The organism is Pontibacillus chungwhensis BH030062, assembly GCF_000770675.1.
GTDB classification, from domain to species: Bacteria; Bacillota; Bacilli; order Bacillales; family BH030062; genus Pontibacillus; species Pontibacillus chungwhensis.
Genome location: NZ_AVBG01000001.1, coordinates 1 through 24488 on the forward strand (window position 1 = coordinate 1; position 24488 = coordinate 24488).

Annotated in this window: 22 protein-coding genes and 1 pseudogene; 22 read left to right on the plus strand and 1 reads right to left on the minus strand. The window is 39.9% G+C overall.

Annotated elements, in window-relative coordinates; all coding sequences use genetic code 11:
* Window positions 1-197 precede the first annotated feature (197 nt).
* The gene (locus tag N780_RS00005) at window positions 198-959 is read left to right on the plus strand and encodes an enoyl-CoA hydratase/isomerase family protein (protein ID WP_036778402.1); all 762 of its coding nucleotides are present in this window, start codon (window positions 198-200) and stop codon (window positions 957-959) included.
* Window positions 960-1361: 402 nt separating this feature from the next.
* Complete coding sequence (locus N780_RS00010; protein WP_036778407.1) at window positions 1362-1841, plus strand: RsfA family transcriptional regulator; 480 nt, start codon at window positions 1362-1364, stop codon at window positions 1839-1841.
* Window positions 1842-1874: 33 nt separating this feature from the next.
* Here N780_RS00010 and N780_RS00015 read toward each other — a convergent pair whose 3' ends face one another.
* Window positions 1875-2357 (minus strand): N-acetyltransferase, encoded by a 483-nt coding sequence (locus N780_RS00015; RefSeq protein WP_036779772.1) that lies wholly within the window; start codon window positions 2355-2357, stop codon window positions 1875-1877.
* 254 nt (window positions 2358-2611) lie between these two features.
* On the opposite strand from N780_RS00015, the gene N780_RS00020 reads away from it, so the two are divergent.
* The 20 genes and pseudogenes from N780_RS00020 (at window position 2612) to ftsZ (ending at window position 24474) form a co-directional block, all read left to right on the plus strand.
* Entirely contained in the window at window positions 2612-3502 is an 891-nt protein-coding gene (locus tag N780_RS00020; RefSeq protein WP_036778414.1) for a ketopantoate reductase family protein, read from the plus strand.
* Window positions 3499-3882, plus strand: a complete 384-nt coding sequence (locus N780_RS00025) for a DUF3397 domain-containing protein (protein WP_036778417.1) — start codon at window positions 3499-3501, stop codon at window positions 3880-3882. The genes N780_RS00020 and N780_RS00025 overlap by 4 nt, the downstream gene beginning before the upstream one ends.
* Before the next feature lie 84 nt (window positions 3883-3966).
* The gene (gene bshC, locus N780_RS00030) at window positions 3967-5592 is read left to right on the plus strand and encodes a bacillithiol biosynthesis cysteine-adding enzyme BshC (protein WP_036778420.1); all 1626 of its coding nucleotides are present in this window, start codon (window positions 3967-3969) and stop codon (window positions 5590-5592) included.
* A 175-nt stretch (window positions 5593-5767) separates the two neighbouring features.
* Window positions 5768-6199 carry a division/cell wall cluster transcriptional repressor MraZ gene (gene mraZ, locus N780_RS00035; protein ID WP_036778423.1) on the plus strand — a complete coding sequence of 144 codons (432 nt, stop codon included), beginning with the start codon at window positions 5768-5770 and terminating at the stop codon, window positions 6197-6199.
* Between the two features lie 46 nt (window positions 6200-6245).
* On the plus strand, window positions 6246-7205 hold the full coding sequence (gene rsmH / locus N780_RS00040; RefSeq protein WP_036778429.1) for a 16S rRNA (cytosine(1402)-N(4))-methyltransferase RsmH: 960 nt from the start codon (window positions 6246-6248) through the stop codon (window positions 7203-7205).
* Window positions 7202-7582 carry a cell division protein FtsL gene (ftsL, locus tag N780_RS00045; protein WP_036778431.1) on the plus strand — a complete coding sequence of 127 codons (381 nt, stop codon included), beginning with the start codon at window positions 7202-7204 and terminating at the stop codon, window positions 7580-7582. The genes rsmH and ftsL overlap by 4 nt, the downstream gene beginning before the upstream one ends.
* A gap of 15 nt (window positions 7583-7597) precedes the next feature.
* The gene (locus N780_RS00050; RefSeq protein WP_036778434.1) at window positions 7598-9868 is read left to right on the plus strand and encodes a penicillin-binding protein; all 2271 of its coding nucleotides are present in this window, start codon (window positions 7598-7600) and stop codon (window positions 9866-9868) included.
* 84 nt (window positions 9869-9952) lie between these two features.
* Window positions 9953-11911 carry a stage V sporulation protein D gene (locus N780_RS00055; protein WP_036778437.1) on the plus strand — a complete coding sequence of 653 codons (1959 nt, stop codon included), beginning with the start codon at window positions 9953-9955 and terminating at the stop codon, window positions 11909-11911.
* Window positions 11912-11981: 70 nt separating this feature from the next.
* Entirely contained in the window at window positions 11982-13448 is a 1467-nt protein-coding gene (locus N780_RS00060; RefSeq protein ID WP_036778440.1) for a UDP-N-acetylmuramoyl-L-alanyl-D-glutamate--2,6-diaminopimelate ligase, read from the plus strand.
* Between the two features lie 17 nt (window positions 13449-13465).
* On the plus strand, window positions 13466-14827 hold the full coding sequence (locus N780_RS00065) for a UDP-N-acetylmuramoyl-tripeptide--D-alanyl-D-alanine ligase (RefSeq protein WP_036778443.1): 1362 nt from the start codon (window positions 13466-13468) through the stop codon (window positions 14825-14827).
* Between the two features lie 42 nt (window positions 14828-14869).
* Window positions 14870-15856: a phospho-N-acetylmuramoyl-pentapeptide-transferase gene (gene mraY / locus N780_RS00070; protein ID WP_036778450.1), complete on the plus strand. Its 987-nt coding sequence runs from the start codon at window positions 14870-14872 to the stop codon at window positions 15854-15856.
* Entirely contained in the window at window positions 15844-17202 is a 1359-nt protein-coding gene (gene murD / locus N780_RS00075; RefSeq protein WP_332307794.1) for a UDP-N-acetylmuramoyl-L-alanine--D-glutamate ligase, read from the plus strand. The genes mraY and murD overlap by 13 nt, the downstream gene beginning before the upstream one ends.
* A 64-nt stretch (window positions 17203-17266) precedes the next feature.
* On the plus strand, window positions 17267-18382 hold the full coding sequence (gene spoVE, locus N780_RS00080) for a stage V sporulation protein E (protein WP_036778457.1): 1116 nt from the start codon (window positions 17267-17269) through the stop codon (window positions 18380-18382).
* A 265-nt stretch (window positions 18383-18647) separates the two neighbouring features.
* Window positions 18648-19055, plus strand: a pseudogene (gene murB, locus N780_RS19365) (UDP-N-acetylmuramate dehydrogenase); the annotation flags it as partial.
* Between the two features lie 117 nt (window positions 19056-19172).
* Window positions 19173-19964, plus strand: coding sequence for a cell division protein FtsQ/DivIB (locus N780_RS00090; protein WP_036778467.1), 792 nt, complete (start codon window positions 19173-19175; stop codon window positions 19962-19964).
* Window positions 19948-20649, plus strand: a complete 702-nt coding sequence (locus N780_RS00095) for a DUF881 domain-containing protein (protein ID WP_036778470.1) — start codon at window positions 19948-19950, stop codon at window positions 20647-20649. Before N780_RS00090 ends, N780_RS00095 begins: the two co-directional genes overlap by 17 nt.
* 5 nt (window positions 20650-20654) lie before the next feature.
* Window positions 20655-21374 carry a DUF881 domain-containing protein gene (locus N780_RS00100; protein WP_036779774.1) on the plus strand — a complete coding sequence of 240 codons (720 nt, stop codon included), beginning with the start codon at window positions 20655-20657 and terminating at the stop codon, window positions 21372-21374.
* The gene (locus N780_RS00105) at window positions 21374-21742 is read left to right on the plus strand and encodes a small basic family protein (RefSeq protein WP_036778473.1); all 369 of its coding nucleotides are present in this window, start codon (window positions 21374-21376) and stop codon (window positions 21740-21742) included. Before N780_RS00100 ends, N780_RS00105 begins: the two co-directional genes overlap by 1 nt.
* A 201-nt stretch (window positions 21743-21943) precedes the next feature.
* Window positions 21944-23233 carry a cell division protein FtsA gene (ftsA, locus tag N780_RS00110; protein ID WP_036778477.1) on the plus strand — a complete coding sequence of 430 codons (1290 nt, stop codon included), beginning with the start codon at window positions 21944-21946 and terminating at the stop codon, window positions 23231-23233.
* 74 nt (window positions 23234-23307) lie between these two features.
* Window positions 23308-24474, plus strand: a complete 1167-nt coding sequence (gene ftsZ / locus N780_RS00115; RefSeq protein WP_036778481.1) for a cell division protein FtsZ — start codon at window positions 23308-23310, stop codon at window positions 24472-24474.
* Window positions 24475-24488: the final 14 nt, after the last annotated feature.

The following is a 24488-nucleotide window of genomic DNA, read 5'->3' on the forward strand; positions in this document are numbered from 1 at the left end:
GATAAAGGGGCAGGAGCTTGCCTCCTACCCCAACAATTGACTTAGAACCCTTTTTTTGTGTCTTATATGGGGGTTTATTGAGGTTGATTAGTGTTGACTTAAGTTTTATAAAGATTATGTGCTAGTAAAGTCTACGCTTACTTAAATAGTCTGGTAAAATAAAAGTAGAAAGAATAGAAAAGAAAAGAGGGAACAACATGAGTGAATATGTGAAGTGGGATATATATGACCAAGGTTACGGTATGATAACTCTTCACCGACCTGAGCGACGTAATGCCCTTTCTTTAGATATGATTGAGGAGTTTCACAGACTTTTATGGGAAGCACGAGACCTTGATTTAAAAGCACTAGTCATTACCGGAGCAGGTACTCAAGCATTTTGCGCGGGGGGAGACCTTAATGATTTTCATGCAGGCTTGTCTTCTCAAGAAGCTTTTAGTGCCCTTTATCCTATGAAAGAAGCGCTTTATGAACTATCCCGTTTTCCGGTACCTACTATTGCTTTATTGAATGGGCATGCACGAGGGGGAGGTTGTGAATTAGCTACTGCTTGTGATTTTAGGTATGCTGCTGAGGCTTCTACAATAGGATTTGTACAAGGGGAATTAGGGATATCACCTGGTTGGGGTGGTGGTGCGTTACTTTACCAAAGAATACACCCTTTAAAGGCTTACGAAATGCTTGTACAGTCCCGTATTTATGATACAGAAGAAGCTATTCAGACAGGATGGCTACAAGGTACAATTCGTGAAGAGACAATAGCAGAAGATATTGACGATATTCTTCAACCTTTCTTAAGCAAGAATATCGATCAAGTGAAACACTTTAAGCAACAATATGTGAAGCAACAAATCCCTATATCCCTATCAGCTGATATGGATGATGAGGTTAGACGCTGCTCGAATCTGTGGGGGAATGACCAACATAAAGAAGCGCTTAAGGGTTACAAAAAGTCCTGAGTCTTAGATAGGTTCAGAGAGTCCATCAATTTAAACTAAAGTAATAGCTGTTGCATATAAGGGCAACAGCTATTTTTCTTTTGGATAAGCATTACTAGTCGTGCGGGTTTGTGTTATCGGGCCCCAAGCGATATGGAGTCGTTCGGTGTTGGCTATTGACGTGCTGATTTTAGCCGAACTTCCTCTAAGCCTATTCAGCCCCCTGTGCTTTTCTTTGATGTCTAGCTCCGGGGGCTAGAGGCTAGCGAGATAAGCCATCTTTTCTGCAGAGGCTATCGCCTCTTCCGAAAAGATGGCTTATCCGTACGCCTCTGGGCAAGCCCCCTGTGCTTTTCTTAATTCCCTAGTCTATCTCTCCTATTAGTTGCATACATTTTTATTACACGTGATAGGAGGGATAGAATGAATGCTACGAGGCAAGATGCTTGGACACAGGATGAGGATGTTTTACTAGCTGAAACGGTTCTCCGTTATATACGGCTTGGGAAAACGCAGTTGGAGGCTTTTGAGGAGGTGGCAGTGAAACTCTCACGGACTTCGGCTGCATGTGGCTTTCGATGGAATGCTACTGTTCGTAAACGATATGCTAAGGGGATTCAATTGGCGAAAGAGGAAAGAAAAAGAGGCGGGGCAGAAAAGGAAGAGGTAGCTTCTGCAGAGGATTCTATCACCTCCACTTTCTCCATAGATGATGCGATCTCTTTTTTAGAAACGATGAGGCAAAATGTTTCTGGAAATAAGCCTGAATCTTCACAGCAAGATGTTTCAAAGCTCTACGAAGAAAATCAAAAATTAAAAGATCAGGTAAAACGATATCATCAAGCATGGGAAGAGATGGGGAAGCTTTGGCAGTGGGTGCAAATACCGAAGGAAAAAGGCTGATCACCTTAGTGATCAGCCTTTTTCCTTTATTTATCATGATGAAGGTGTCTTTTCTGAGACTCCATTAGGGGTCCAAATTAGAGGGTTTTCTCCTAAATCTCGCTCCATATCATATTTTGCTTTTTGAAACCCCATCTTTTCCCAGAAACCGTGAGAGTTAATACGAGGGTTTGTTTTAATCGGTAGTTGGAAACTTTTTGCGAAGTCTACAAGCTTCTTACCATACCCTTTATTTCGGTAATCAGGCAAGACTTCAAGCTTCCAAAGTTCTACGTAATCTTGAGGAGGCTCAAAGTAATCATCATATCGAGATGAAACTTGATAAAGACTCATTCGAGCTACTAAAGCGTTTCCATAATAGACGCCATAAAATGGTGAAACGCTGTCATTTTCAATTATGTTACTTTGCAGGTCTTCTAGCATGGAGAGTTCTTGATTTCCATATTCTTTAAATCGTTTGAATTCCTCTAACGTTTTAAAATTAACCACTAGTTTTTGAACTTGTATGGTATCCATCATTATAAAATCCCCCTTAAAACCTTAATTGCTCTTCTCTATTATAATATAAAAATTTTCTGAATAAAATGATTGTTGTTCTTTTAGGGGTTAATGTTTTTGGTGTGGAGTGATTCCGTGGTTGGGCTACAAGAGAAATCAGCTATTTTCTAAGAACTGCATCATAAAAATTTTTGCTAAAATGGGCATATAGGAGGAATTTAACCTCTTATTGTATAAAGATTAAGAGTAGATGAACGTAAGTAGGTGAAGTAATGAAAGTGGCAGTAGTTGGGGCAGGGTCAATTGGATTGCTTTATGCAATCAGAACACAAGAAGCAGGGCATGAAGTAACCCTCTTTGTAAGGAGGGAGCAACAAATAGAACTCATCTGTAATAAAGGCATTCAGGTTGAGGGTGAATCGATGATGTATGATATTCATGTGAAAAATATTATGGATATAAGCGGTGCTTTCGATTTAATTATAATTGCTACTAAACAAACTCATGTAAAAAAGATTGTGGAGTTAGTGAAGGTAAATGAAATCGTTGCCCCTCTGTTGTTCCTGCAAAATGGAATGGGACATATAGAAGACATACATGAGATTATTAATCCTACGGCTATTGGAATTATAGAACATGGAGCAAGGAAGTTGAGTGATCGGACTGTAGCTCATACTGGAGTAGGTGTTACTCGAATAGCTGCTGTAACTATGAAGCAAGAAGACCTAATTATATATAAACAAATGTTAGAATCTAGTCACTTTCCATATAAATTAGAGAATGATTGGTTTGAAGTAATGTCAGATAAGTTAATCATAAATGCTGTTATTAATCCGTTAACGTCTATTTTTAAGGTTGTTAATGGAGAGGTTGTGAATAATCCTAACCTGTTCCGCATTGCAAAAAAATTATGTGAAGAGGCGTGCGATGCACTTGGCAAGGCTAGTGTGGAGTATCACTTAGACAGGGTTAAGAAGGTTGCGATGCAAACAAAAGATAATCACTCTTCTATGCTCGAAGATATTAAGAATGGTAGAAGGACAGAAATTGAAGGGATTTCAGGTTATTTGTTAAAAAGGGCAAATGACGAACTCCCTTATACCACATTTGTTTATGAAGGAGTACAAGCCATGCAGCAAATGGATAGGAGGGAATACGAATGAATCAAATGTTGGCATACTTAGCAGCTGTTTTTATTACACTACCGATACCACTTACAATTATTGTTTATTTGATTATGAGAAAAACGGTGAAGAATAAGAAGAAATCATTGCATGTAACGGTAAACAGTATGACTTTGATTTATGTTTTAGCTGTACCAGCAGCGTTATTTGTTATATTTGAGCGGTCCTTTATTAGCTATGTTTTTATTCTGCTTATACTATTACTAAGTCTTTTTGTTTTTCTCCATTGGAAAGTGAAAGAAGAGATTGTATTTAAGAAGGCATTTAAAGGATTTTGGCGGTTTAGCTTTTTGCTCTTTGTAAGTTTGCACATAAGTCTAACGATTTACGGACTAGCCTATCGACTTATGACTTTGTGATGCCTTTTGAGTGAAATCCCTTCATCTTTTCGATACAATACGAGGGGAATACATAGATCATATTGAAAAAGGAGAAGGTTATCCATGCGGATCCAACCCATTGCATTACCATCACAGAATAAATTTATCCAACATTATCGTGCTCAAGAGCAGGAGCTTTTAAATAAATTTCATTATAACCCATATAAACAAGAAGAATATGAAAAACGCGCGCAAGAACTTGATAGTCGCACATTCCAAAGGGAAGAGTTGGCTGATCATCTTCAAGTGGTCAATAAGAAATGGGGAGCAGGCGATGCAACATTTACAAATATTGAGCGCTTAAGGAACCCTGAAAGTGTCGTTGTGGTTGGTGGCCAACAAGCGGGTTTACTTACTGGTCCGTTGTACACGATCCATAAAATGATATCGATTATAATAATGGCTAAAGAACAAGAAGACGCACTTGGCCGTCCTGTACTACCTGTTTTCTGGATTGCGGGTGAGGATCATGATTTTGATGAGATCAACCACATCTACATGCCGCAATCGCCGCGAATGAAAAAACATAAAATTCTTCAAAAACAAATGAAAAAAGAAGCCATATCAGAAATGGATATGGATGAAGAAGCTATACAATCATGGCTTGATCGTCTATTTGTGGGTTTACATGAGAGTGAATACACGAATCGTATCTATGAACTATTCAAGAGCGAAATAAAAGGATCGGCAACGTTTGTTGATCTTTTTGCACGAATTACACATTACTTCTTCAGTGAGGAAGGACTTGTTCTACTTGACGCTCAGGATGAAGACCTCCGACGTCTTGAGAGTATCTATTTCCAAGAAATGATAAAAAAGCAGCCTGAAATCAGCGAAGGCGTTGTACGATCGCTACATCAGACGGCACAGCAAGGCTACGCCGTTAACCTGGAGGCGGAAGTTGATGATGGTCATCTATTCTATAAATGGAACGGGGAACGAACGCTATTAATGAAAGACGAAGAAGGGTATTGGAGAGGTAAGAAAGATGAATGTTGTTTGAGTGAAGAAGAACTTATGCATATTGCTGAAACTGAGCCTCATCTTCTTAGCAACAACGTCGTAACCCGCCCTCTTATGCAGGACCTTGTACTCCCTACTCTTTCATTTATCGCAGGTCCCGGTGAAGTTGGGTATTGGTCAGCGCTTAAGTCAGTATTTGAGTCACTTGGTATACAAATGCCTCCTGTTATGCCTCGTTTATCCTTGACGCTACTGGATCGCAAAAATGAAAAATGGCTTCGTCGTCATTTGATTGATGTAGAACAAGCTGTAAATGAAGGGGTCACGGAAGATAAAAGCAAATGGATTGCGATGCAGAGCTATCCTCCTATTGAAGAATTGGCAGATGAAGTGAAACGTGCGATTGAAAGGGCACATCGTCCTTTGAAAGAAAAAGCGCATGAAATTCGGGATGATATTGGTCAAATAGCAGAGAAGAATTTATTCCATTTGTTTAGAGACGTGGAGTTTCTTCAAGAGCGAATGGCTCAAGGACTAGAAGAAAAGCACAGTAGAGAGTTAGAGGTGTTTGATCAAATTGATTTACGTTTACACCCAGAAGGCGGATTGCAAGAGAGAGTGTGGAATATACTTCCTTTCGTGAATGATTATGGACCTGACCTTCCAAAGCAGCTCTTGAGTGTGCAATATGATTGGAAGAAAGCTCATCACGTCATCTTTCTGTAAGGACGTAAAGTGTTCACCTTAATAGAATTCACTAAGACTTTTCACAAAATAATTAAATTATAAAAAATCCTGCCCAAAAAGGCAGGATTTTTTTTGTTCCCAAAGAATATTTAAGTTAAAGTGGAGGAAAGTGGTGGGATGTGGTACGCTTGTGTGAGAAAGTGGGGCTATCTATATGTTTATGGGAGAATATCAGCACAATATAGATGCAAAAGGCCGAATTATCGTGCCTTCTAAGTTTCGTGAAGATTTAGGAGAGAAGTTTGTTATTACACGAGGCCTTGATAAATGCGTATTCGCATACCCCCTTTCCGAGTGGAACGTCATCGAAGAGAAGTTGAAGAAGCTCCCACTAACAAAGAAAGATGCTAGAGCGTTTACTCGTTTTTTCTTTTCAGGTGCAGTGGAGTGTGAAGTAGACAAGCAAGGAAGAATTAATATCCCTGCCCCTCTGAGGACGTATGCAGCACTAGAGAAAGAATGTATTGTTATTGGCGTTTCTAATCGTGTTGAATTTTGGGCTAAAGATGATTGGGAGACGTATTTTGAGGAATCTGAAGATTCTTTTGCAGAAATCGCCGAGAACATGATGGATTTTGATATTTAGCAAATAATATAACAACAAGAGAATCTAACAAAAAAGGAATGAAAGTATGTTTGACCATATTACAGTATTGAAGGAAGAAACCGTCACTGGATTAAATGTAGAACCGAATGGTATTTATGTCGATTGTACACTCGGTGGTGGGGGACATAGTGAGCGTATAGCATCTCAACTAAGTGAAAAAGGTCGGCTTATTGCTTTTGATCAAGATGAGGTAGCCTTGAACGCTGCAAAAGAACGTTTAGCTCCCTACCAAGACCGAATTACATTTGTACATGCAAATTTCAGGGAATTGAAACAATCTCTTTTGGATCTCGGAATCGAAGAAGTAGATGGCATTGTTTTTGATTTAGGGGTATCATCTCCACAGCTTGACGAAGATGAGAGAGGATTTAGTTATCATCAGGATGCACGTTTAGATATGCGGATGAACAGGGAACAGCCACTTAGCGCTTATGAAGTCATTAACGAATGGGATTATAATGACCTTGTCCGAATTTTCTTCAAGTACGGAGAAGAGAAATTCTCTAAACAAATAGCCAGAGGCATTGAGAAGAAACGTGAGGAAGCGCCAATTGAAACGACTACAGAGCTAGTAGACATTATTAAAGATGCAATTCCAGCCCCAGCCAGAAGGAAGGGTGGTCACCCGGCAAAGCGGATTTTCCAGTCGGTACGAATTGCTGTGAATGATGAGTTAGGAGCTTTTGAAGACGCTTTAAAGCAAGCGGCTGAAATGGTAGCGCTAGAAGGCAGAATAGCTGTTATCACCTTCCACTCTTTAGAAGATCGTATATGTAAACAAACGTTTAAAGAGTGGAGTAGTAATCCACCGTTACCTAAAAGCATTCCAATTATTCCTGAAGATCAAAAGCCTCCGTTTGAATTAGTGAACCGAAAGCCAATTATTCCAAGTGAAGAAGAATTAGAAGAAAACCGAAGAGCTCGATCTGCGAAATTAAGAGTTGCTAAGAAAATACGTCCATGGGAAGGGTGGAATAATGAATGAGTGCAGAAAAAGCGAAACAATTGCACCAACATGAAACAACAGAGCAAAGCCAGAGTCAAAAGCAGGTTAAAGTCCAGGTACATAAAAAGAGATGGATTACACCTGGTGAGAAATTCTTATACACAGTAGTAAGCAGTCTAGCGATCCTTTTTAGTGTAGTCGTGGTTTCTTATTCATCATCGATTGATCAAATCAATCGTGATGTACAACATTTGGACACAGACATAAATAAGCAGCAGCTTGAAAATGAGAATCTCCAGTATAAAATCAAGGAGTTATCAAATCCTGAGCGCATCATGGAAATCGCGAAAGAAAATGGTCTTGAAATACGACAATCAAAAGTTAAACAAGCTAAATCAGTTTCCGGTAACGAATAAGGGGACATGAGATTTATGAAGAAAAATCGAACAACTCACCGAATGGCGAAGCTCTACATGCTTGGATTTATGCTGGTCTTCATGATTATATTCGGCCGTTTCGCTTATATTCAGGCGACAGGTGAAATTGAAGGGGTATCACTACAAGATTGGGCGGATCAAAAACGTACGAGTTCCTATACGATTGAGGCCGATCGAGGTAAGATTATCGATCGTAACGGAATGACGCTCGCATATGACCGTCCGACTTATAGTGTGTATGCCATCATTGATGAAGAATATTCAAAAGATTCAAAGGAGCCATTACACGTTGAGAATCCGGAAAAAACGGCTGAACAACTGGCTCCTATTTTAGGTTTAGAAGAGTCTTATGTGTATGAGAGGCTAACGAAAGAAAAACCTTTCCAAGTCGAATTTGGAGCTAACGGTCGTTATTTATCCCAGGAAACCCGAGAGAAGATAGAGGAATTAGACCTGCCAGGTATACGCTTTAAGCAACAGGCGAAACGGTACTACCCTAATGGCATGTTCGCATCACATGTGCTTGGTTTCGCGCAAAATCAGGGTGATGATGAAGAGATCAATGGCATGATGGGAATTGAAGAACAGATGGATGATTATTTATCGGAGACAAACGGATCCATTTCTTACAAACGAGACAAATACAATATGAAACTACTAAACCCAGAAGAAGTTTTTGAGAAGCCAGAAGACGGTGCTAATGTCACGCTGACAATTGATCAGAAAATCCAGACATTCCTTGAAGATGCAATGAATCATGTTGTGAAGGAATATAGTCCGGAAAAAATAACAGCCATTGTCATGGACCCAAAGACCGGAGAAGTACTGGCGATGGGAAACAGGCCAAGCTTTAATCCAAACGAAAGACAAGATATTGGCAACTGGTACAACGATGTTATTGCTTCCCCATATGAACCTGGTTCAACCATGAAGATCTTTACATATGCAGCTGCTATGGAAGCAGGTGTGTATAACGGGTCTGATACGTATATGTCAGGGGAGTATGTTTATAATGATCGTGGTGACAAAATCGGTGACCATAACGGTGGTAAGGGTTGGGATGTCATTGATTATGATGAAGGCTTTGAACGCTCCTCAAACGTAGCAGCCGCCAAATTAGTATGGGAACAACTAGGCCCTGAAACGTATATGGACTATTTGCAAGCGTTCGGTCTTGACCAAAAGACAGGGATTGACCTTCCTGGTGAGCAAGCAGGGCAAATTGTATACAAGTGGGACAGTGAAATAATTACAACTTCATTTGGACAAGGATCAACATTTACGCCCATTCAACAAATGAAAGCTGCCACGTCTGTAGCTAATAATGGGAAAATGATGCAACCTTACGTGGTCTCACAAGTAACAGACCCTTCATCAGGGGATGTTTTAGAGAAGAAGGAGCCTAAAGTAGCGGGAGAACCGATCAGTGAAGATACTGCAAAAGAGATGCGAGAGCTGATGGGGAATGTTGTAACAGGAGAACATGGAACGGGTGTGAATTTCTATAACCTGGCTAACTATTCCGTGGCAGGTAAGACTGGTACAGCCCAGATTCCAAACCCTAACGGTGGAGGGTACTTAGCTGGCCATGGGAATTACTACCTATCTTTCCTGGGCATGGCCCCTAAGGAAGATCCAGAGCTTATGATGTATGTATCAGTGAAACAACCAGACCTTGAAGCAACTGAATATGAAGCTGAACCAAGTTCTTATATTTTCAAAACAGTGATGGAAAATAGTCTACACTATATGAACATCAAACCCACTGAAAATAAAGAAGAGCTTTCTGTAGAATCGAAGTCTCTTAATGACTACACAGGAGACTCTATTGACAAAGCTAAACAAGCCCTGACAAAGGATGGATTGACCCCAATAATACTAGGGGATGGAAGTGAAGTGAAAGAGATGTTCCCGCGTGGAGGGACGAAGGTCATTTCCAATGAGAAGATTTTCTTAGTTACTTCAGATTCAACTAAAATGCCTGATATGTCAGGTTGGGCGCTTCGAGATGTGCTCACCTTTGGAGATGTGATGGATATTAGTGTGGATTCTATTGGAAGTGGCTTTGTTCGGAAGCAAAGTGTTGCTCCGGGGGCATCCATACAAAATGGGGGTTATCTCGTAGTGGAACTAACAGGTCCAAATGAAGAGCCTTCTGACAAGTCGCTCGAGGAACAAACAGAACGATCAATGCAGCAAAAAGAAGAACAAGGATCCTCACAAGAGGCTAAAGAGGAAGAAAACTCTTCAGATGAGGAACAATAAAGGGTAACAAAGACAGTGTTCTAATCGATTTTCTTAACTCATAAAATGGATACAAGCATACCATGGACGTAAAGGAGATGTACCATGAAACGAGTATCCAATGTGACGTTACGAAAACGATTGGTCACTGTCTTTCTTTTGGCAGGACTTGTACTAGCTGTTATTATAACCCGCTTAGGGTATGTGCAATTTGTCATGGGAGACCAATTAATGGACAAGGCAAAAAATTTGTGGAGCCGAGATATCCCTTTTGAACCTGAACGAGGAGATATTTTAGACCGGAACGGTGTCGTTTTAGCAGAAAACGTTTCGGCTCCATCTGTTATGGTTGTTCCAAGACAAATTAAAGAGCCTCAAAAGACAGCAGAAAAGCTAGCAAAAGTGCTCGATATGCCTATAGATAAAGCATATCAACACGTAACAAAAGTGAGTATGATTGAACGATTACATCCAGAAGGACGTAAAATTTCTGAGAAGCAAGCTGATGCTATACGTGCCTTGAATTTGGATGGAGTTTACATTGCAGAAGATTTTAAGCGTCATTATCCAAAAGGGGAGTATCTTTCCCACGTGTTAGGTTTTAGCGGTATCGATAACCAAGGGTTAATGGGGCTTGAATTGTATTATGACGAGCAGCTAAAAGGGGAAGAAGGTCAGCTTTCTTTCTACTCTGATGCCAAGGGAGGACGTCTTCCTAATATAGCAGATGTTTACGAACCACCAAAAGACGGGTATAACTTAAAGCTTACCATCGATGATCGAGTACAAACGATTATTGAACGAGAGCTTGATAATGCAGAAGCCAAATATAATCCTGATGGTGCAATTGCGATTGCTATGAATCCGGATACTGGAGAGATATTAGCGATGTCAAGTAGACCTACGTTTGATCCGGAAGATTATCAAAATGTACCCCAAGAAGTGTACAACCGTAACCTTCCAATATGGAGTTCTTATGAACCAGGGTCTACCTTTAAAATCATCACTCTTGCGTCTTCTTTGGAGGAAGGCCTTGTAGATCTAGAAGAGGACCATTTTCATGACAGTGGCTCAATTGAAGTAGATGGAGCGAGGCTTCGATGTTGGAAAAGGGGAGGACACGGAAGTCAGACCTATTTAGAAGTTGTCCAGAACTCGTGTAACCCAGGGTTTGTAACGTTAGGTCAGGAACTAGGTAAAGAACGTTTATTTAGCTATATTAAAGATTTCGGATTTGGCACGAAAACAGGCATAGATCTTCAAGGTGAAGGGAATGGGATCTTGTTCAAAGAAGAGCGAGTAGGACCTGTAGAGCTAGCGACGACTGCGTTTGGCCAAGGGGTTTCTGTAACACCGATCCAACAAGTAACAGCTGTAGCTGCCGCAGTAAATGGAGGATATTTATATGAACCATACATTGCTAAAGAGTGGATTAATCCAATTACCGGTGAGGCTGTTGATCAAGCAGAACCAACTTTGAGAAAGCGTGTTATATCTGAAGATACATCAGCTAAAGTAAGAGAGGCTCTTGAGAGTGTTGTCGCACTGGGGACAGGAAAAGGGGCTTACGTAGAAGGATATAGGGTAGGAGGTAAAACAGGCACGGCACAAAAAGTAGGGCCAGATGGAAAATATATGACAGACAATCACATTGTTTCATTTATAGGATTTGCACCTGCTGATGACCCGGAACTAGTGGTTTATTTAGCTATCGATAACCCGAAAAATACGGTGCAATTCGGTGGTGTAGTAGCTGCTCCAATTGTTGGAAACATTATGGGTGACAGCCTTCGTGCCATGGGGGTCGAACCTAGAACGGATGGTTTAGAGAAAGAAGTCCAATGGCCAGATCAACCTCTTGTTGAGATTCCGGATTTAATTGGACTTGAAAAGAAGGAATTAACTCAATATATGGTGAACCTCTCTATTGAAACGAGTGGAAAAGGTAAGTATATCGTAGATCAAGCTCCAAAAGCAGGGACCAAGGTAGAAGAGGGTTCTAAAATTCGACTATTTCTAGCAGAGGAGGCTCCTTCAGAAGGTCAATCTGATCATTCTCACTAAAGAACAATCGCGAACCGGGGTCTTGTCTGCTATAATATACGTTGAAAATCTAATAGTAAGGAGTCCTTACATGAAGTTAAGTCAATTATTACAGACATTAAATGTCTATCAAACTACAAAGGACATCAACAATGTAACAGTCACTGGAATAGAAATGGATTCAAGACTTGTTGACCCTGGTCATTTATTTATATGTATAAATGGTTTTACAGTAGATGGGCATAATTTTGCTAAACAAGCTGAGGAGAACGGTGCTAGTGCAATTGTAGCAGAGCGCCCTTTAGATGTCTCCGTTCCGGTTATCCTTGTAAGTGATACATCAAAGGCAATGGCTAAATTAGCAAATAGCTATTATCAAAATCCTACACAACAATTCAGGTTAATTGGGATCACTGGTACCAATGGTAAGACGTCTACATCTTATTTAGTAGAATCTATATTTAAACATCACAATAAGAAGACCGGCTTGATCGGTACAATCCAAATGAAAATTGGAGACAAGGAATACGAAGTAAAAAACACTACGCCCGATTCCCTGTTTTTACAGAAGCATTTTGCAGAGATGGCGCATGAAGGTGTGGATACTGCTGTTATGGAAGTATCTTCTCATGCGCTTGATTTAGGGAGAGTTCATGGCGCGGATTTCGATATCGCTGTATTCACCAATTTAAGTCAGGATCATCTGGACTATCACAAAGATATGGATGATTACTTGCGTGCCAAGTCACTTCTTTTTGCTCAACTTGGAAATGGTTATGATTCTAATAAACCGAAATTTGGAGTAGTGAATAAAGACGATCCATATTATAAAGCGTTTTGTAAAAGTACTTCTCAAGAAGTTCTTACATATAGCATTAACCAAGAAGCAGATGTAACAGCGAAAAACGTAAACCTATCTGCGAGTGGCACGACCTTTACCCTATGCACTCCCGCTGGAGAGAAAGAAATTCATAGTCCTTTAATCGGGAAGTTCAGCGTATATAATATGTTAGCGGCTGCAAGTGCAGCATGGGTTTCTGGAGTAGAACTGAACACCATTCAACAAGCTTTATCAGCAACTAAAGGTGTGAGCGGACGCTTTGAGCCTGTTCTAGCTGGTCAAGATTACGGGGTTATTGTAGATTATGCCCATACTCCTGATTCTTTAGAGAATGTGTTAGAAACCATTCAATCCTTTGCTAAAGAAAACATCTACGTTGTTGTAGGTTGTGGGGGAGACAGAGACAAGACGAAGAGACCACTTATGGCGCAAGTAGCTGTAAAGTATGCAACAGAAGCGATCTTCACTTCTGATAACCCTAGAAGTGAGGACCCAGAATCCATTCTTCGAGATATGGAAAGAGGCGTGAAAGAGGATTCTTATACAACGATCGTTAACCGGAGAGAAGCCATTCAATTCGCTGTGGATAAGGCAAGTGCCGGAGATGTCATTTTAATAGCTGGTAAAGGTCACGAACCATATCAGGAAGTAAATGGGGTTACTCATCATTTTGATGACCGTGAAGTAGCGGCTGAGTGTATTAAGGCCAAACAATAAAGGAGTTATTATTACTAATGAAGATGACAACAGAATGGATTCATCGTCACTTCCCCTCTGCTAGAGGGGTTGCCTCTGAATCAATCGAAATAAAAAATGTATTTACCGATACGCGTAAAAAAACAGATAAAGGTTTGTTTGTTCCAATACGAGGAGACCGCTTTGATGGCCATGAGTTTTTAAAAGATGCCATTGAAGGAGGGGCCGTTGCTGCGTTGTGGGATGAGAAAATAGATGTTCCGTCCTATGTCCCAAACGATTTTCCTTTGTTTTTTGTGGATGATACAATTATAGGCTTACAGCAATTAGCCCATGTATACAGAAAAGAAGTTAACCCAAAAGTTATCGGGGTAACGGGCTCAAATGGAAAGACAACAACGAAAGATTTTGTTGATGCTGTTTTAGCTCCATCATTCAAAACTCACAAGACAGATGGGAATTTCAATAATCATATAGGGCTACCACTAACGATCCTTGCTATGCCGGCTTCAACTGAAGTGCTTGTATTAGAGATGGGTATGAATCACTTTGGGGAAATTGAGAACCTTTCCTTTATCGCCGAGCCGGATTTTGCAGTCATCACAAACATAGGAGAATCTCACATTGAGTTTTTAGGGTCTAGAGAGGGAATTGCTCAAGCGAAATCGGAAATACTTGCAGGTCTTCGTGATGGGGGCACACTCTTGTTAGATGGAGATGAACCATTGTTGGCACCTCTTCACACAAGAGAAGGTGTCGTTTCGTGTGGGTTTGATCAAAAGAATGAATGTTTCTTATCAAACATTCAAATGAGTGGGTCTACTACAACATTCACAATAAATGATGGGGAATCTTACTCGATTCATTTGTTAGGGAAGCACAATGTAAAAAATGCCAGTTTTGCAATTGTAATCGGAAAAGCATTAGGGATGGACCCTTCTGACATTCAACAAGGTTTGAACGAAATGACTTTAACAGGGATGCGTTTTGAACTAATAGAAGGGAAGAATGGAGCACATATTGTTAATGATGCCTATAATGCTTCCCCGACTTCAATGCGTGCATCCATTGAGGTAATTAAAGATTTAAATCAATATTCTCGCAAGATTCTTATTTTAGGCGATATATTTGAATTAGGGGCTCAAAGTGAAGAAATGCATCGGTCTGTGGCTCCATCAATCGATTCATCCATTGATGTTCTTATAACAGTAGGGGATGAATCAGCTGTGATTGCAGAGGAAGTAAAGAAACACCATGAAGATCTGGATGTCTATTCTTATTCAACCAAAGAGGATGTTTCTGCAGTCGTTCAACCCATGTTGCAGCAAGATACAATTGTATTATTAAAAGCTTCTCGCTTAATGGCTTTTGAAAGTTTTGTAGAAGAATTTACAGATTAAAAGATTTAAGCGGACGGTTTACAGATCTAAAGGAGGAGCACAATGAACGAACAAGTACTATTAATCACTATGGCAATAGCCTTTTTAATTACCGTCCTCATCTCACCTATATTTATACCATTCTTACGTCGTTTGAAATTTGGTCAATCTATTCGAGATGAAGGTCCTAAATCTCACCAGAAGAAATCAGGTACACCTACAATGGGTGGCTTAATGATTCTTGTTGCTGTTTCCATTACAACACTGGTGATGACATCGAAGTTCAACCCAGATCCAATGAACTTTGAAGTGTTTTTATTGTTATTTGTTTTAATTGGTTATGGTCTTCTAGGATTTCTAGATGACTTTATTAAGGTAGCCATGAAACGTAATCTTGGGTTAACATCCAAACAAAAAATGGTAGGTCAATTATTTATTGCAGCTGTTTTTTATATTATTTTAAGACGTCATGATTTCCCTACTTATATTGGAATTCCAGGGACGGACTTTCAAGTTGATCTTGGGTGGGGGTATGCCCTTCTAATCGTATTTATGCTTGTGGGTTCATCGAATGCTGTTAATTTAACAGATGGACTTGATGGTTTGTTAGCTGGTACTGCTGCGATTGCATTTGGAGCATTTGGAATCTTAGCTTGGCACGGTGTTCCTCAGTTTGAGATTGCTGTATTCACACTTGCTATTGTTGGTTCGTTACTAGGATTTCTTGTATTCAATGCCCATCCTGCTAAAGTCTTTATGGGTGATACCGGGTCCCTTGCACTAGGTGGGGCTATTGGAGCCATTGCAATATTAACAAAGTTAGAGATTTTACTTGTCATTATTGGGGGCGTATTTGTTCTCGAAACATTATCCGTTATTATTCAAGTTATTTCTTTCAAAACAACCGGGAAACGTGTGTTTAAAATGAGTCCGCTTCACCACCATTATGAACTTATGGGCTGGTCAGAATGGCGCGTTGTAACAACGTTTTGGCTTGTTGGGTTACTATTTGCCGCTCTAGGCGTCTATATTGAGGTGTGGATCAATTGAATAAGTTAACATCATTTCCTTATAATCAAGTCCTCGTACTCGGGCTCGCCAAATCTGGGGAAGCAGCCGCTAAACTTCTAAACAGTAGTGGGGTATCGGTTAGGGTTAATGACCAGAAACCGTTCTCTGAAAATCCTCAAGCTCAATCCCTTCATCATGAAGGGATTGAGGTTATTACAGGAGGACACCCGCTAAGCGTTCTAGAAGGCGTAGATTATGTCGTGAAGAATCCTGGCATACCTTATACGAACGCTATAGTTAAAGCTGCGACAGAACGAGGTATTCCGGTGGTAACTGAAATTGAATTGGCTTATATGCTTCATGAGGGACCCATTGTAGCTATTACAGGATCTAATGGAAAAACAACAACCACGACACTAGTATATGAGATGCTAAAACGTAGTAAAAAACCTGTCGCTCTAGCAGGGAATATCGGGAAAGTATCTTGCGAAGTTGCTCAAAATACAGTTCCTGAAGAAACAATGGTTATGGAATTGTCTTCATTTCAATTACTTGGAACTGAAACGTTCAAGCCAAATGTTTCTGTCTTTTTAAATCTGTACGAAGCGCATCTGGATTACCATAAAACGATGGAACATTATGGGCAATCAAAAGCAAAGATTGTTGCTAATCAGACCCCTCAAGATTATGCGGTTTATAATGCAGATCACCAAGAAGTGCGTACACTTGTGCAAAAAACACAAGCTCAAACCATTCCATTTTCCCTTCTTTCTGAACAATCTGAAGGGGTATGGACAGATGGCACCTCTGTTTACTATAAGGATACATTCATTATGAAACAGAATGAGATTCTGTTAGAGGGCGAACACAACTTGGAGAATACGATGGCTGCGATTGCTGCGTCCTTATTAGCAGGAGCTACAATAGAAGGAATTCGTAAAGTATTAACAACCTTCACAGGAGTGGAGCACCGACTGCAATATGTGAAAGATGTCAAAGGTCGTCGGTTCTTTAATGATTCAAAAGCAACGAATATATTAGCTGCTCAAAAAGCGCTTAATGCCTTTTCTGAGCCAACTATTTGGCTCGCTGGGGGATTAGATCGAGGGCAATCCTTTGAAGAGTTAGCCCCTTTAATGAAACACGTCAAGGCGATGGTAGTATTTGGGGAAACGGGTGAAAAGCTTCGTGAATTTGGGACTAAAAATGGAATAGAGACTATACTTATGGTCGATAATGTTAAGCAAGCAGCTGAAGAAGCTTATCGTATCTCTGCTGAACAAGATGTTATTCTTCTTTCTCCGGCATGTGCAAGCTGGGATCAATATAAAACTTTTGAAGAAAGAGGGAACATGTTTGTAAAAGCCGTGCATACATTAGAGTAGGGGGCTTGTCTTACTATAATTCATAAGGCCCCCAACGTTCTGCTTGAACCAAGGGGGCCATTTTATGTTGCAGAGTCGAACGAAGCAGTTGCATAAAGCACCAGATTTGTTGCTCATTATAGCCATTTTTTCACTACTTTTAATAGGCGTTATTATGGTTTATAGTGCATCCGCTATATGGGCAACTTATAAATTTGATGATTCTTTTTTCTTTGCAAAGCGTCAATTATTGTTCGCAGGTGCAGGGATCGTAGCAATGTTTGGCTTTATGAATATTCCGTATCTTACATGGAGGAATAGCTCTAAAACTCTTTTAATTGTTTGCTTTATATTACTTTTAGCTGTGTTAATCCCTGGAGTTGGGATGGTCAGGGGAGGAGCAAGAAGTTGGATTGGAGTAGGGGCATTTAGTATCCAACCATCTGAATTTATGAAACTTGGTTTAATCATCTTCTTGGCTAGGTATCTGGCTGATCACCAAAAGAAGATTACTTCTTTCACGAAGGGATTCCTGCCGTCTTTATCCCTTGTCATGGTAGCTTTCGGGTTCATTATGTTACAGCCGGACCTTGGAACTGGAGTAGTATTAGTTGGAACTTGTATGCTGATGATTTTTGTTTCTGGAGCCCGAATTGCTCATTTTGTGGGACTAGGTGTACTGGGATTAGCAGGGTTTGCTGGGCTTATTATTTCTGCACCATACCGCATGCAGCGTATTACTGCTTTCTTGAATCCCTGGGAAGACCCTCTTGGAGCTGGATTTCAAATTATCCAATCCTTGTATGCCATTGGCCCTGGTGGACTAATGGGACTTGGGCTTGGACAGAGTTTACAGAAGTTCTATTACCTCCCGGAACCTCAAACGGATTTTATCTTTGCTATACTCGCCGAAGAGCTTGGTTTTATTGGGGGAACTTTAGTATTATTATTGTTTTTCCTGCTTTTGTGGCGGGGCATAAGGGTTGCTTTAAGCGCACCGGATACTTTCGGCAGCTTACTGGCATTAGGAATCGTTGGAATGATCACAATTCAAGTAATGATTAATATTAGTGTAGTAACAGGATTAATGCCAGTTACAGGCATTACCTTACCCTTCTTAAGTTATGGAGGTTCCTCATTAACCTTGACACTCTGTTCTGTGGGGATTTTACTAAACATTAGTCGTTACGCTAAGTTGTAACATAGAAGCCATCCAAGAGGGATGGCTTTTTTTTATACAAAATTAATTGTCTCTTTATGTAACTCTATTAATAAAGTTATATTTAGCAATTAGGTTTCGATATACAATTAAAATGTCTTATCCGCTACACCCTAACTACACCTGCGACCCCCAATTTATAGGGAAACGAGCCGAATCGTATATCGTTCATATATTTTTTATAGAACTGTCACATCTGCTGGATAATGATGTAGAATGGATGGTAAGCCTAACGTGGCTATAAAAAGATGAAATGAAATTCTCTTATCGCACATCGGTTTTACAAACTGAAAATCCGGGTATATGTGTAGAGGCTGAATTTCAATTAGAACCGGGAAACAAGGAAGTATTAATGTCTGAAATGAAGCAGTACAAAGATTATCGTAGAGAAACCCAACCCTGAAGTGACCCTTGTGCGGGTAGTATATTTAGAAACCCTGTCCAAATTACGCAGGAAAACTAGTCCAAGAAGCTGGTTTAAAGGGATATCAAATAGGTGGGGCTGAAATTTCTGAGTTACACGGAGATTTTATCGTTAATACTCGAAATTGCTTCATATGAAGACGTTATAGCATTAATTTTTCACATTCAAAAAACGGTTGCTGAAAAGTATCGTGTGGATTTGCATACAGAAGTAGAAATTGTTGGCACATAGATACAGAAAAATCACGAAAAATCAAGTGATTTGTGATATAATTTTCCTATGCATAATAGCGGCATCTAGTATGCCGTTTCCTTATGTAATTGAAAACACCGGGCAGGGGAATTTTCCATGGCTGAAAAGAAAATCGTTTCTATTGAAGATCGGATACCGAAACTCAAAGAATCCAGAAGAAAGAAGTCGAATCGACGCTTGATTATGTACTTGTCTTTTTTCTTTTTGCTTATTGCGATCATCATTTACTTACAATCTTCATTGAGTGAAATAAAGTCTGTTGAGATAAAAGGGAACGATCATGTTGATCGGGACACGATTCTCTCGTTAAGTGGATTAACTCCAGGAGAAGATAATTATTGGAAAGTAGATCGAAAAGCTTTAGCCAAAAAGATTGAACAACATGAAGAAATAAGTGCGGTTCAAGTAGACAAGCATTTCCCTTCCACTGTTGAAATGAAGATTGAGGAATACCAGAGGGTAGGGTACGTAGAAAGAGAAGGTTCTTATTACCCGATTTTAGAAACGGGTAAGGAATTGACGGACCAGAAATTAAAGAACCCTCATGGTGATGCTCCTTTATTGCTTGGATTCGAGCGTCAATCTTATTTAGAAGAAATGACAAGAGAACTACAACAGTTACCTTCAAGTGTTACTCAGTTAATTTCGGAGGTACAGTGGACACCAAGTGATAAGAATCCTTACAAAATTCATTTATACATGAACGATGGATTTGAAGTGGAGGCTTCGATTCGGAATTTTTCTCAGAACATGCGATCATATCCTTCTATTATCGCACAACTAGAACCAGGACAAAGAGGGATTATTCATATCGATGTTGGTGCTTATTTCGAAGAATATCCACAACAAGAGAAAGAAGGGGAAGAGAGCGATGAGGCTAACCGGTAGACACGTCATTTTTTCCCTTGTGTTATTCGTTTCAGGATTCCTGGTTGCGTTTAGTTACCAACAAACTAACCAGGATCCACAAGTCTACCAGCTTACTGACAAACAACTTGAGAAAGATTTTTATTACAGGCAACAATTGATTAACATTGAAAAAGAAAATCAATCTATTCGAGAAGACATCGAAGAGAAAAAGTCTGAGATTCAAAAGATGGAAAATCAATTAGCCAATCAAGAACAGACAGTAAGTGACTATGTGCAAGACAAAAAAACGCTTCAAAAATTAACAGGGGAACTTCCGGTTAAAGGTATAGGTGTTGAAATTCAGCTAAAAGATGCAGATTACATACCATCAGAAGAAAATGTCAATCAATATATTGTACACGATAGTCACATTCATAAAGTTGTAAACGAATTGCTATCAGCAGGAGCAAATGCTATTGCAATTAATGGGCAAAGGCTGTATCGAGATTCATATATAGCTTGTGTAGGTCCCGTCGTTTCTGTTGATGGCGTTCAACATCCTGCGCCGTTTGTCATTACGGCAATCGGAAACCCTGATGTTCTAATGCCTAGCTTAACGCTAAAAGGTGGAGTAGTTGACCAGCTACTAAGTGATAATGTAGAAGTTACCACTCAGAAGAAAGACATCATCAATATGGATGCTCGCCTTACAGGAGAAAGGTGATTGAAATGAACATTCGTAATAAAATCATTTTCTCCTTCGTATTTGCTTTAGTCGGCTTTATGATCGCCATACAATTTCAGACAACCCAAGAACCTAAAGTTAGGGATACTCGTGATTTATGGGAAGTTAGGACCGAGTTGCAGGAGCAACAAAAGACTCAGCAAGAATTGTTAGCTAAAGAGCGAGAGCTAAATAAGATGATTGCTCAATATGAAGGTCAATCAAACTTTGAGAAGGTAGAAACACTCAATAAATCACTTAATAACTTAAAGTTGAAAGCTGGTCTCACAGAAGTAAAAGGGGCTGGAGTAATGCTTACAGTAGAGCCAATCTTTCAGGATTTGGAGTATGCTGAAACCTATCCTACTGTATCACCATCTCTGCTACATCAGCTTATTAATGAGTTAAATACTTATGGTGCTAAAGACATTTCCATTGGGCAGGAAAGAATTACTAACCTTTCACCTATTCGTGATGTGAATGGGACGACTTACGTTAATAACCATCCAGTTCCTCCGCTCCCTTTAAAAATTAAAGTTTTGGCTGAGGATCCAGATAAACTGCTTAATTATATGGAAGTAAGTGATTCACTTGAAATGTTTGTCATTGAGAATCTATCCGTATCCATGGAAGTAAGGAATACATTGACTCTACCAGAGTATGAACAAACCCCAGACCTTCAATATCTTGAAACGGAAGATGCTACAGAAACAGGTGAAACATAATGTGGTTACCAATATTGTTTTTAATTGTAGGCATTAGTTTAGGTTTTATATCTGACATTAGAGTTCCTGAAGAGTATGCAAACTATCTGTCTATAGCTGTATTAGCAGCATTTGATACATTACTTGGAGGGATCAGAGCACATTTGGAAAAGAAGTTTGACCAAGCTGTTTTTGTTTCTGGTTTCTTCTTTAATGTTATATTAGCAGCCTTCTTAGCTTTTCTTGGGGTCCAATTGGGTGTCGATTTGTATTTAGCAGCAATATTTGCATTTGGAGTTAGGTTATTTCAAAATATAGCCATTATCCGACGCTACATAGTAGACCGTAGAAGTAATAAGAAGGAAATTGAAAAAAACGAAAGAAAATAAAAGGAAATTATCTTATTTTTGTTGAATAAGGTAAATAGTTTCTGATGGTTCATAGTGAATCGGATGGGTATCAAGCATTTTGGGCTTTCTTTTACAAAAAGATTAAATTAATAGAAGTAGCCAGAAATGAATTGCGATTAAAAGGAACATTCGGTAACATGTGAACTAATCAGATGCCTTAGTTTAGGAGGTGCCTTGGATTTGAACAACAATGATATACTTGTCAGCCTTGATATAGGTACATCAAAAATCAAAGTAATCATAGGCGAAGTAATGAATGATTCGTTAAATATTATAGGTGTTGGCACAGCAGCCTCTAATGGGATGAAAAAAGGTGCCATTGTAGACATAGATCAAACGGTCCAATCCATACGAAATGCTGTAGAACAGGCAGAAAGAATGGTAGGGATGCAGATTAACCGTGTGGTTGTGGGTATTAATGGTAGCCACATACAACTTCAGCCATGTCATGGTGTTGTAGCTGTGCAAAGCGAAAACCGTGAAATTGGGAATGAAGATATTGCACGTGTAATTGATGCAGCCCAGGTCATTTCTGTACCACCAGAACGTGAAATTGTAGACGTTATTCCTAAGCAATTTATTGTGGATGGATTAGATGAAATTACAGACCCTCGCGGTATGATTGGTGTTCGTCTTGAAATGGAAGGAACCATTATAACTTGTTCAAAGACGGTTCTACATAACATCTTGAAGTGCGTAGAACGCGCTAACTTAGAAGTTCTCGATATATGTTTACAACCGTTAGCTTCTGGAGCTGTTGCTTTATCTAAAGATGAGAAAAATCTTGGTGTTGCTCTTCTTGATATTGGTGGCGGTTGCACAACTATTTCTGTTTTTGAACAAGGGTTCTTGCAAGATACAAGTGTTATTTCATTAGGTGGCGATAACGTCACTAAAGACTTGTCAATCGGTATGAGAACATCAACAGAAGAAGCTGAAGATGTAAAACTCAATTACGGCCATGCCTTCTTTGATGATGCTCAAGAAGAGGAAACATTTGAGGTTTCTATTATTGGTAGTGACCGGAAACAATCATTTAATCAGTTACAGATATCTGATATGATTGAAGCACGATTAGAAGAGATTTATGCATACGCTGAGCGTGAACTAAGACGCATGGGTTATCGTGAATTGCCAGGTGGATATGTCTTAACTGGTGGATTAGTAGGGATGCCAGGTTGTGCAGATTTAGCTCAGGATTGCTTCCAAACAAACGTTCGAATTGCAATACCTGATTATATCGGGGTACGCGAACCGCAATTTACTTCAGGTGTAGGTATATTGCAATTTGCCTATCATAATGCGAAAATACAAGGCAAAGAACTTTTCCCTTCGGTTACTGTAGAAGAAACCGAGCAACCGAAAGTAAAGAAACAAAAGAAACAACCAAGTCAGTCTGAACAACAACCTGAACCAAAGAAACAAAAAGAATCAAAAGTTGCAAATTTAATTAAATATTTCTTCGATTAAACATCCATCCTATCGAAGTTTAAATCGTACTAGATACAGAATCTTGGAATCTTGCAAAGTGGGAGGAACGGAAAATGTTAGAGTTTGATACGAGCACGGACCAATTAGCCACCATTAAAGTTATTGGTGTAGGTGGAGGCGGTAGTAACGCTGTAAACCGAATGATTGAGCATGGAGTACAAGGTGTTGAGTTTATTGCGGTGAACACCGATGCACAAGCATTAAACTTATCTAAAGCCGAAGTCAAAATGCAAATAGGTAATAAGTTAACACGAGGTTTAGGTGCTGGAGCGAATCCTGAAGTTGGTCGCAAAGCAGCTGAAGAAAGTAAAGAACAGTTAGAGGAAGCCCTACAAGGTGCGGATATGGTCTTCGTTACTGCAGGAATGGGCGGCGGTACTGGTACTGGTGCTGCTCCTGTCATTGCTCAGGTAGCAAAAGAATTGGGTGCCTTAACAGTTGGTGTTGTAACACGTCCATTCACTTTCGAAGGACGTAAACGTTCTACACAAGCTACTGGAGGTATTGACTCATTAAAGAGTAACGTCGACACGCTGATCGTTATTCCAAATGATCGTCTTCTTGAGATCGTGGATAAAAACACACCTATGCTAGAAGCATTCCGTGAAGCGGATAACGTTCTACGTCAAGGTGTGCAAGGTATCTCAGACTTAATTGCTGTACCTGGTCTCATAAACGTAGACTTTGCCGATGTGAAAACGATTATGGCTGATAAAGGGTCTGCCCTTATGGGAATTGGTATTGCTACAGGAGAAAGTCGAGCCGCAGAGGCCGCCAAGAAAGCTATTTCCTCACCGTTACTTGAAACATCAATCGATGGCGCACATGGTGTTCTTATGAATATTACAGGCGGAGCAAATCTGAGTCTTTATGAAGTACAAGAAGCAGCCGATATTGTAACGTCTGCAGCGGATCAAGAAGTAAACGTAATCTTTGGTTCTGTCATTAATGAGAATCTAAAAGATGAAATTGTAGTAACAGTCATCGCGACTGGATTTGATGAGAGTCAATTACAAGGTAATAAACCACAGGCACGTCCTGGTTTGAATAATCAGCAGCCTCAACAAGAGAAGAAACGTCCTGAGCCACGTCGAGAAGCCCCTGCTTCAAGTCAGCCTCAGCAACAACAATCTTCTCCGAGTTACAAGCCTCAACAAGAAGAGGATACGCTTGATATCCCGACATTCTTGAGAAACCGTAACCGAAACAGAAGACAATAACGAAGGAAGCCTAC

Excerpts from the sequence above, each read along its gene's own strand:
- ftsZ (WP_036778481.1), top strand. The coding sequence starts at position 23,308 with ATGTTAGAGTTTGATACGAGCACGGACCAATTAGCCACCATTAAAGTT.
- N780_RS00050 (WP_036778434.1), top strand. The coding sequence starts at position 7,598 with ATGAAGAAAAATCGAACAACTCACCGAATGGCGAAGCTCTACATGCTT.
- N780_RS00015 (WP_036779772.1), bottom strand. The coding sequence starts at position 2,357 with ATGGATACCATACAAGTTCAAAAACTAGTGGTTAATTTTAAAACGTTA.
- N780_RS00065 (WP_036778443.1), top strand. The coding sequence starts at position 13,466 with ATGAAGATGACAACAGAATGGATTCATCGTCACTTCCCCTCTGCTAGA.
- N780_RS00020 (WP_036778414.1), top strand. The coding sequence starts at position 2,612 with ATGAAAGTGGCAGTAGTTGGGGCAGGGTCAATTGGATTGCTTTATGCA.
- mraZ (WP_036778423.1), top strand. The coding sequence starts at position 5,768 with ATGTTTATGGGAGAATATCAGCACAATATAGATGCAAAAGGCCGAATT.
- ftsL (WP_036778431.1), top strand. The coding sequence starts at position 7,202 with ATGAGTGCAGAAAAAGCGAAACAATTGCACCAACATGAAACAACAGAG.
- N780_RS00060 (WP_036778440.1), top strand. The coding sequence starts at position 11,982 with ATGAAGTTAAGTCAATTATTACAGACATTAAATGTCTATCAAACTACA.
- bshC (WP_036778420.1), top strand. The coding sequence starts at position 3,967 with ATGCGGATCCAACCCATTGCATTACCATCACAGAATAAATTTATCCAA.
- N780_RS00010 (WP_036778407.1), top strand. The coding sequence starts at position 1,362 with ATGAATGCTACGAGGCAAGATGCTTGGACACAGGATGAGGATGTTTTA.
- N780_RS00095 (WP_036778470.1), top strand. The coding sequence starts at position 19,948 with ATGAGGCTAACCGGTAGACACGTCATTTTTTCCCTTGTGTTATTCGTT.
- rsmH (WP_036778429.1), top strand. The coding sequence starts at position 6,246 with ATGTTTGACCATATTACAGTATTGAAGGAAGAAACCGTCACTGGATTA.
- N780_RS00055 (WP_036778437.1), top strand. The coding sequence starts at position 9,953 with ATGAAACGAGTATCCAATGTGACGTTACGAAAACGATTGGTCACTGTC.
- N780_RS00005 (WP_036778402.1), top strand. The coding sequence starts at position 198 with ATGAGTGAATATGTGAAGTGGGATATATATGACCAAGGTTACGGTATG.
- spoVE (WP_036778457.1), top strand. The coding sequence starts at position 17,267 with ATGTTGCAGAGTCGAACGAAGCAGTTGCATAAAGCACCAGATTTGTTG.
- mraY (WP_036778450.1), top strand. The coding sequence starts at position 14,870 with ATGAACGAACAAGTACTATTAATCACTATGGCAATAGCCTTTTTAATT.
- N780_RS00100 (WP_036779774.1), top strand. The coding sequence starts at position 20,655 with ATGAACATTCGTAATAAAATCATTTTCTCCTTCGTATTTGCTTTAGTC.
- N780_RS00025 (WP_036778417.1), top strand. The coding sequence starts at position 3,499 with ATGAATCAAATGTTGGCATACTTAGCAGCTGTTTTTATTACACTACCG.
- N780_RS00105 (WP_036778473.1), top strand. The coding sequence starts at position 21,374 with ATGTGGTTACCAATATTGTTTTTAATTGTAGGCATTAGTTTAGGTTTT.
- N780_RS00090 (WP_036778467.1), top strand. The coding sequence starts at position 19,173 with ATGGCTGAAAAGAAAATCGTTTCTATTGAAGATCGGATACCGAAACTC.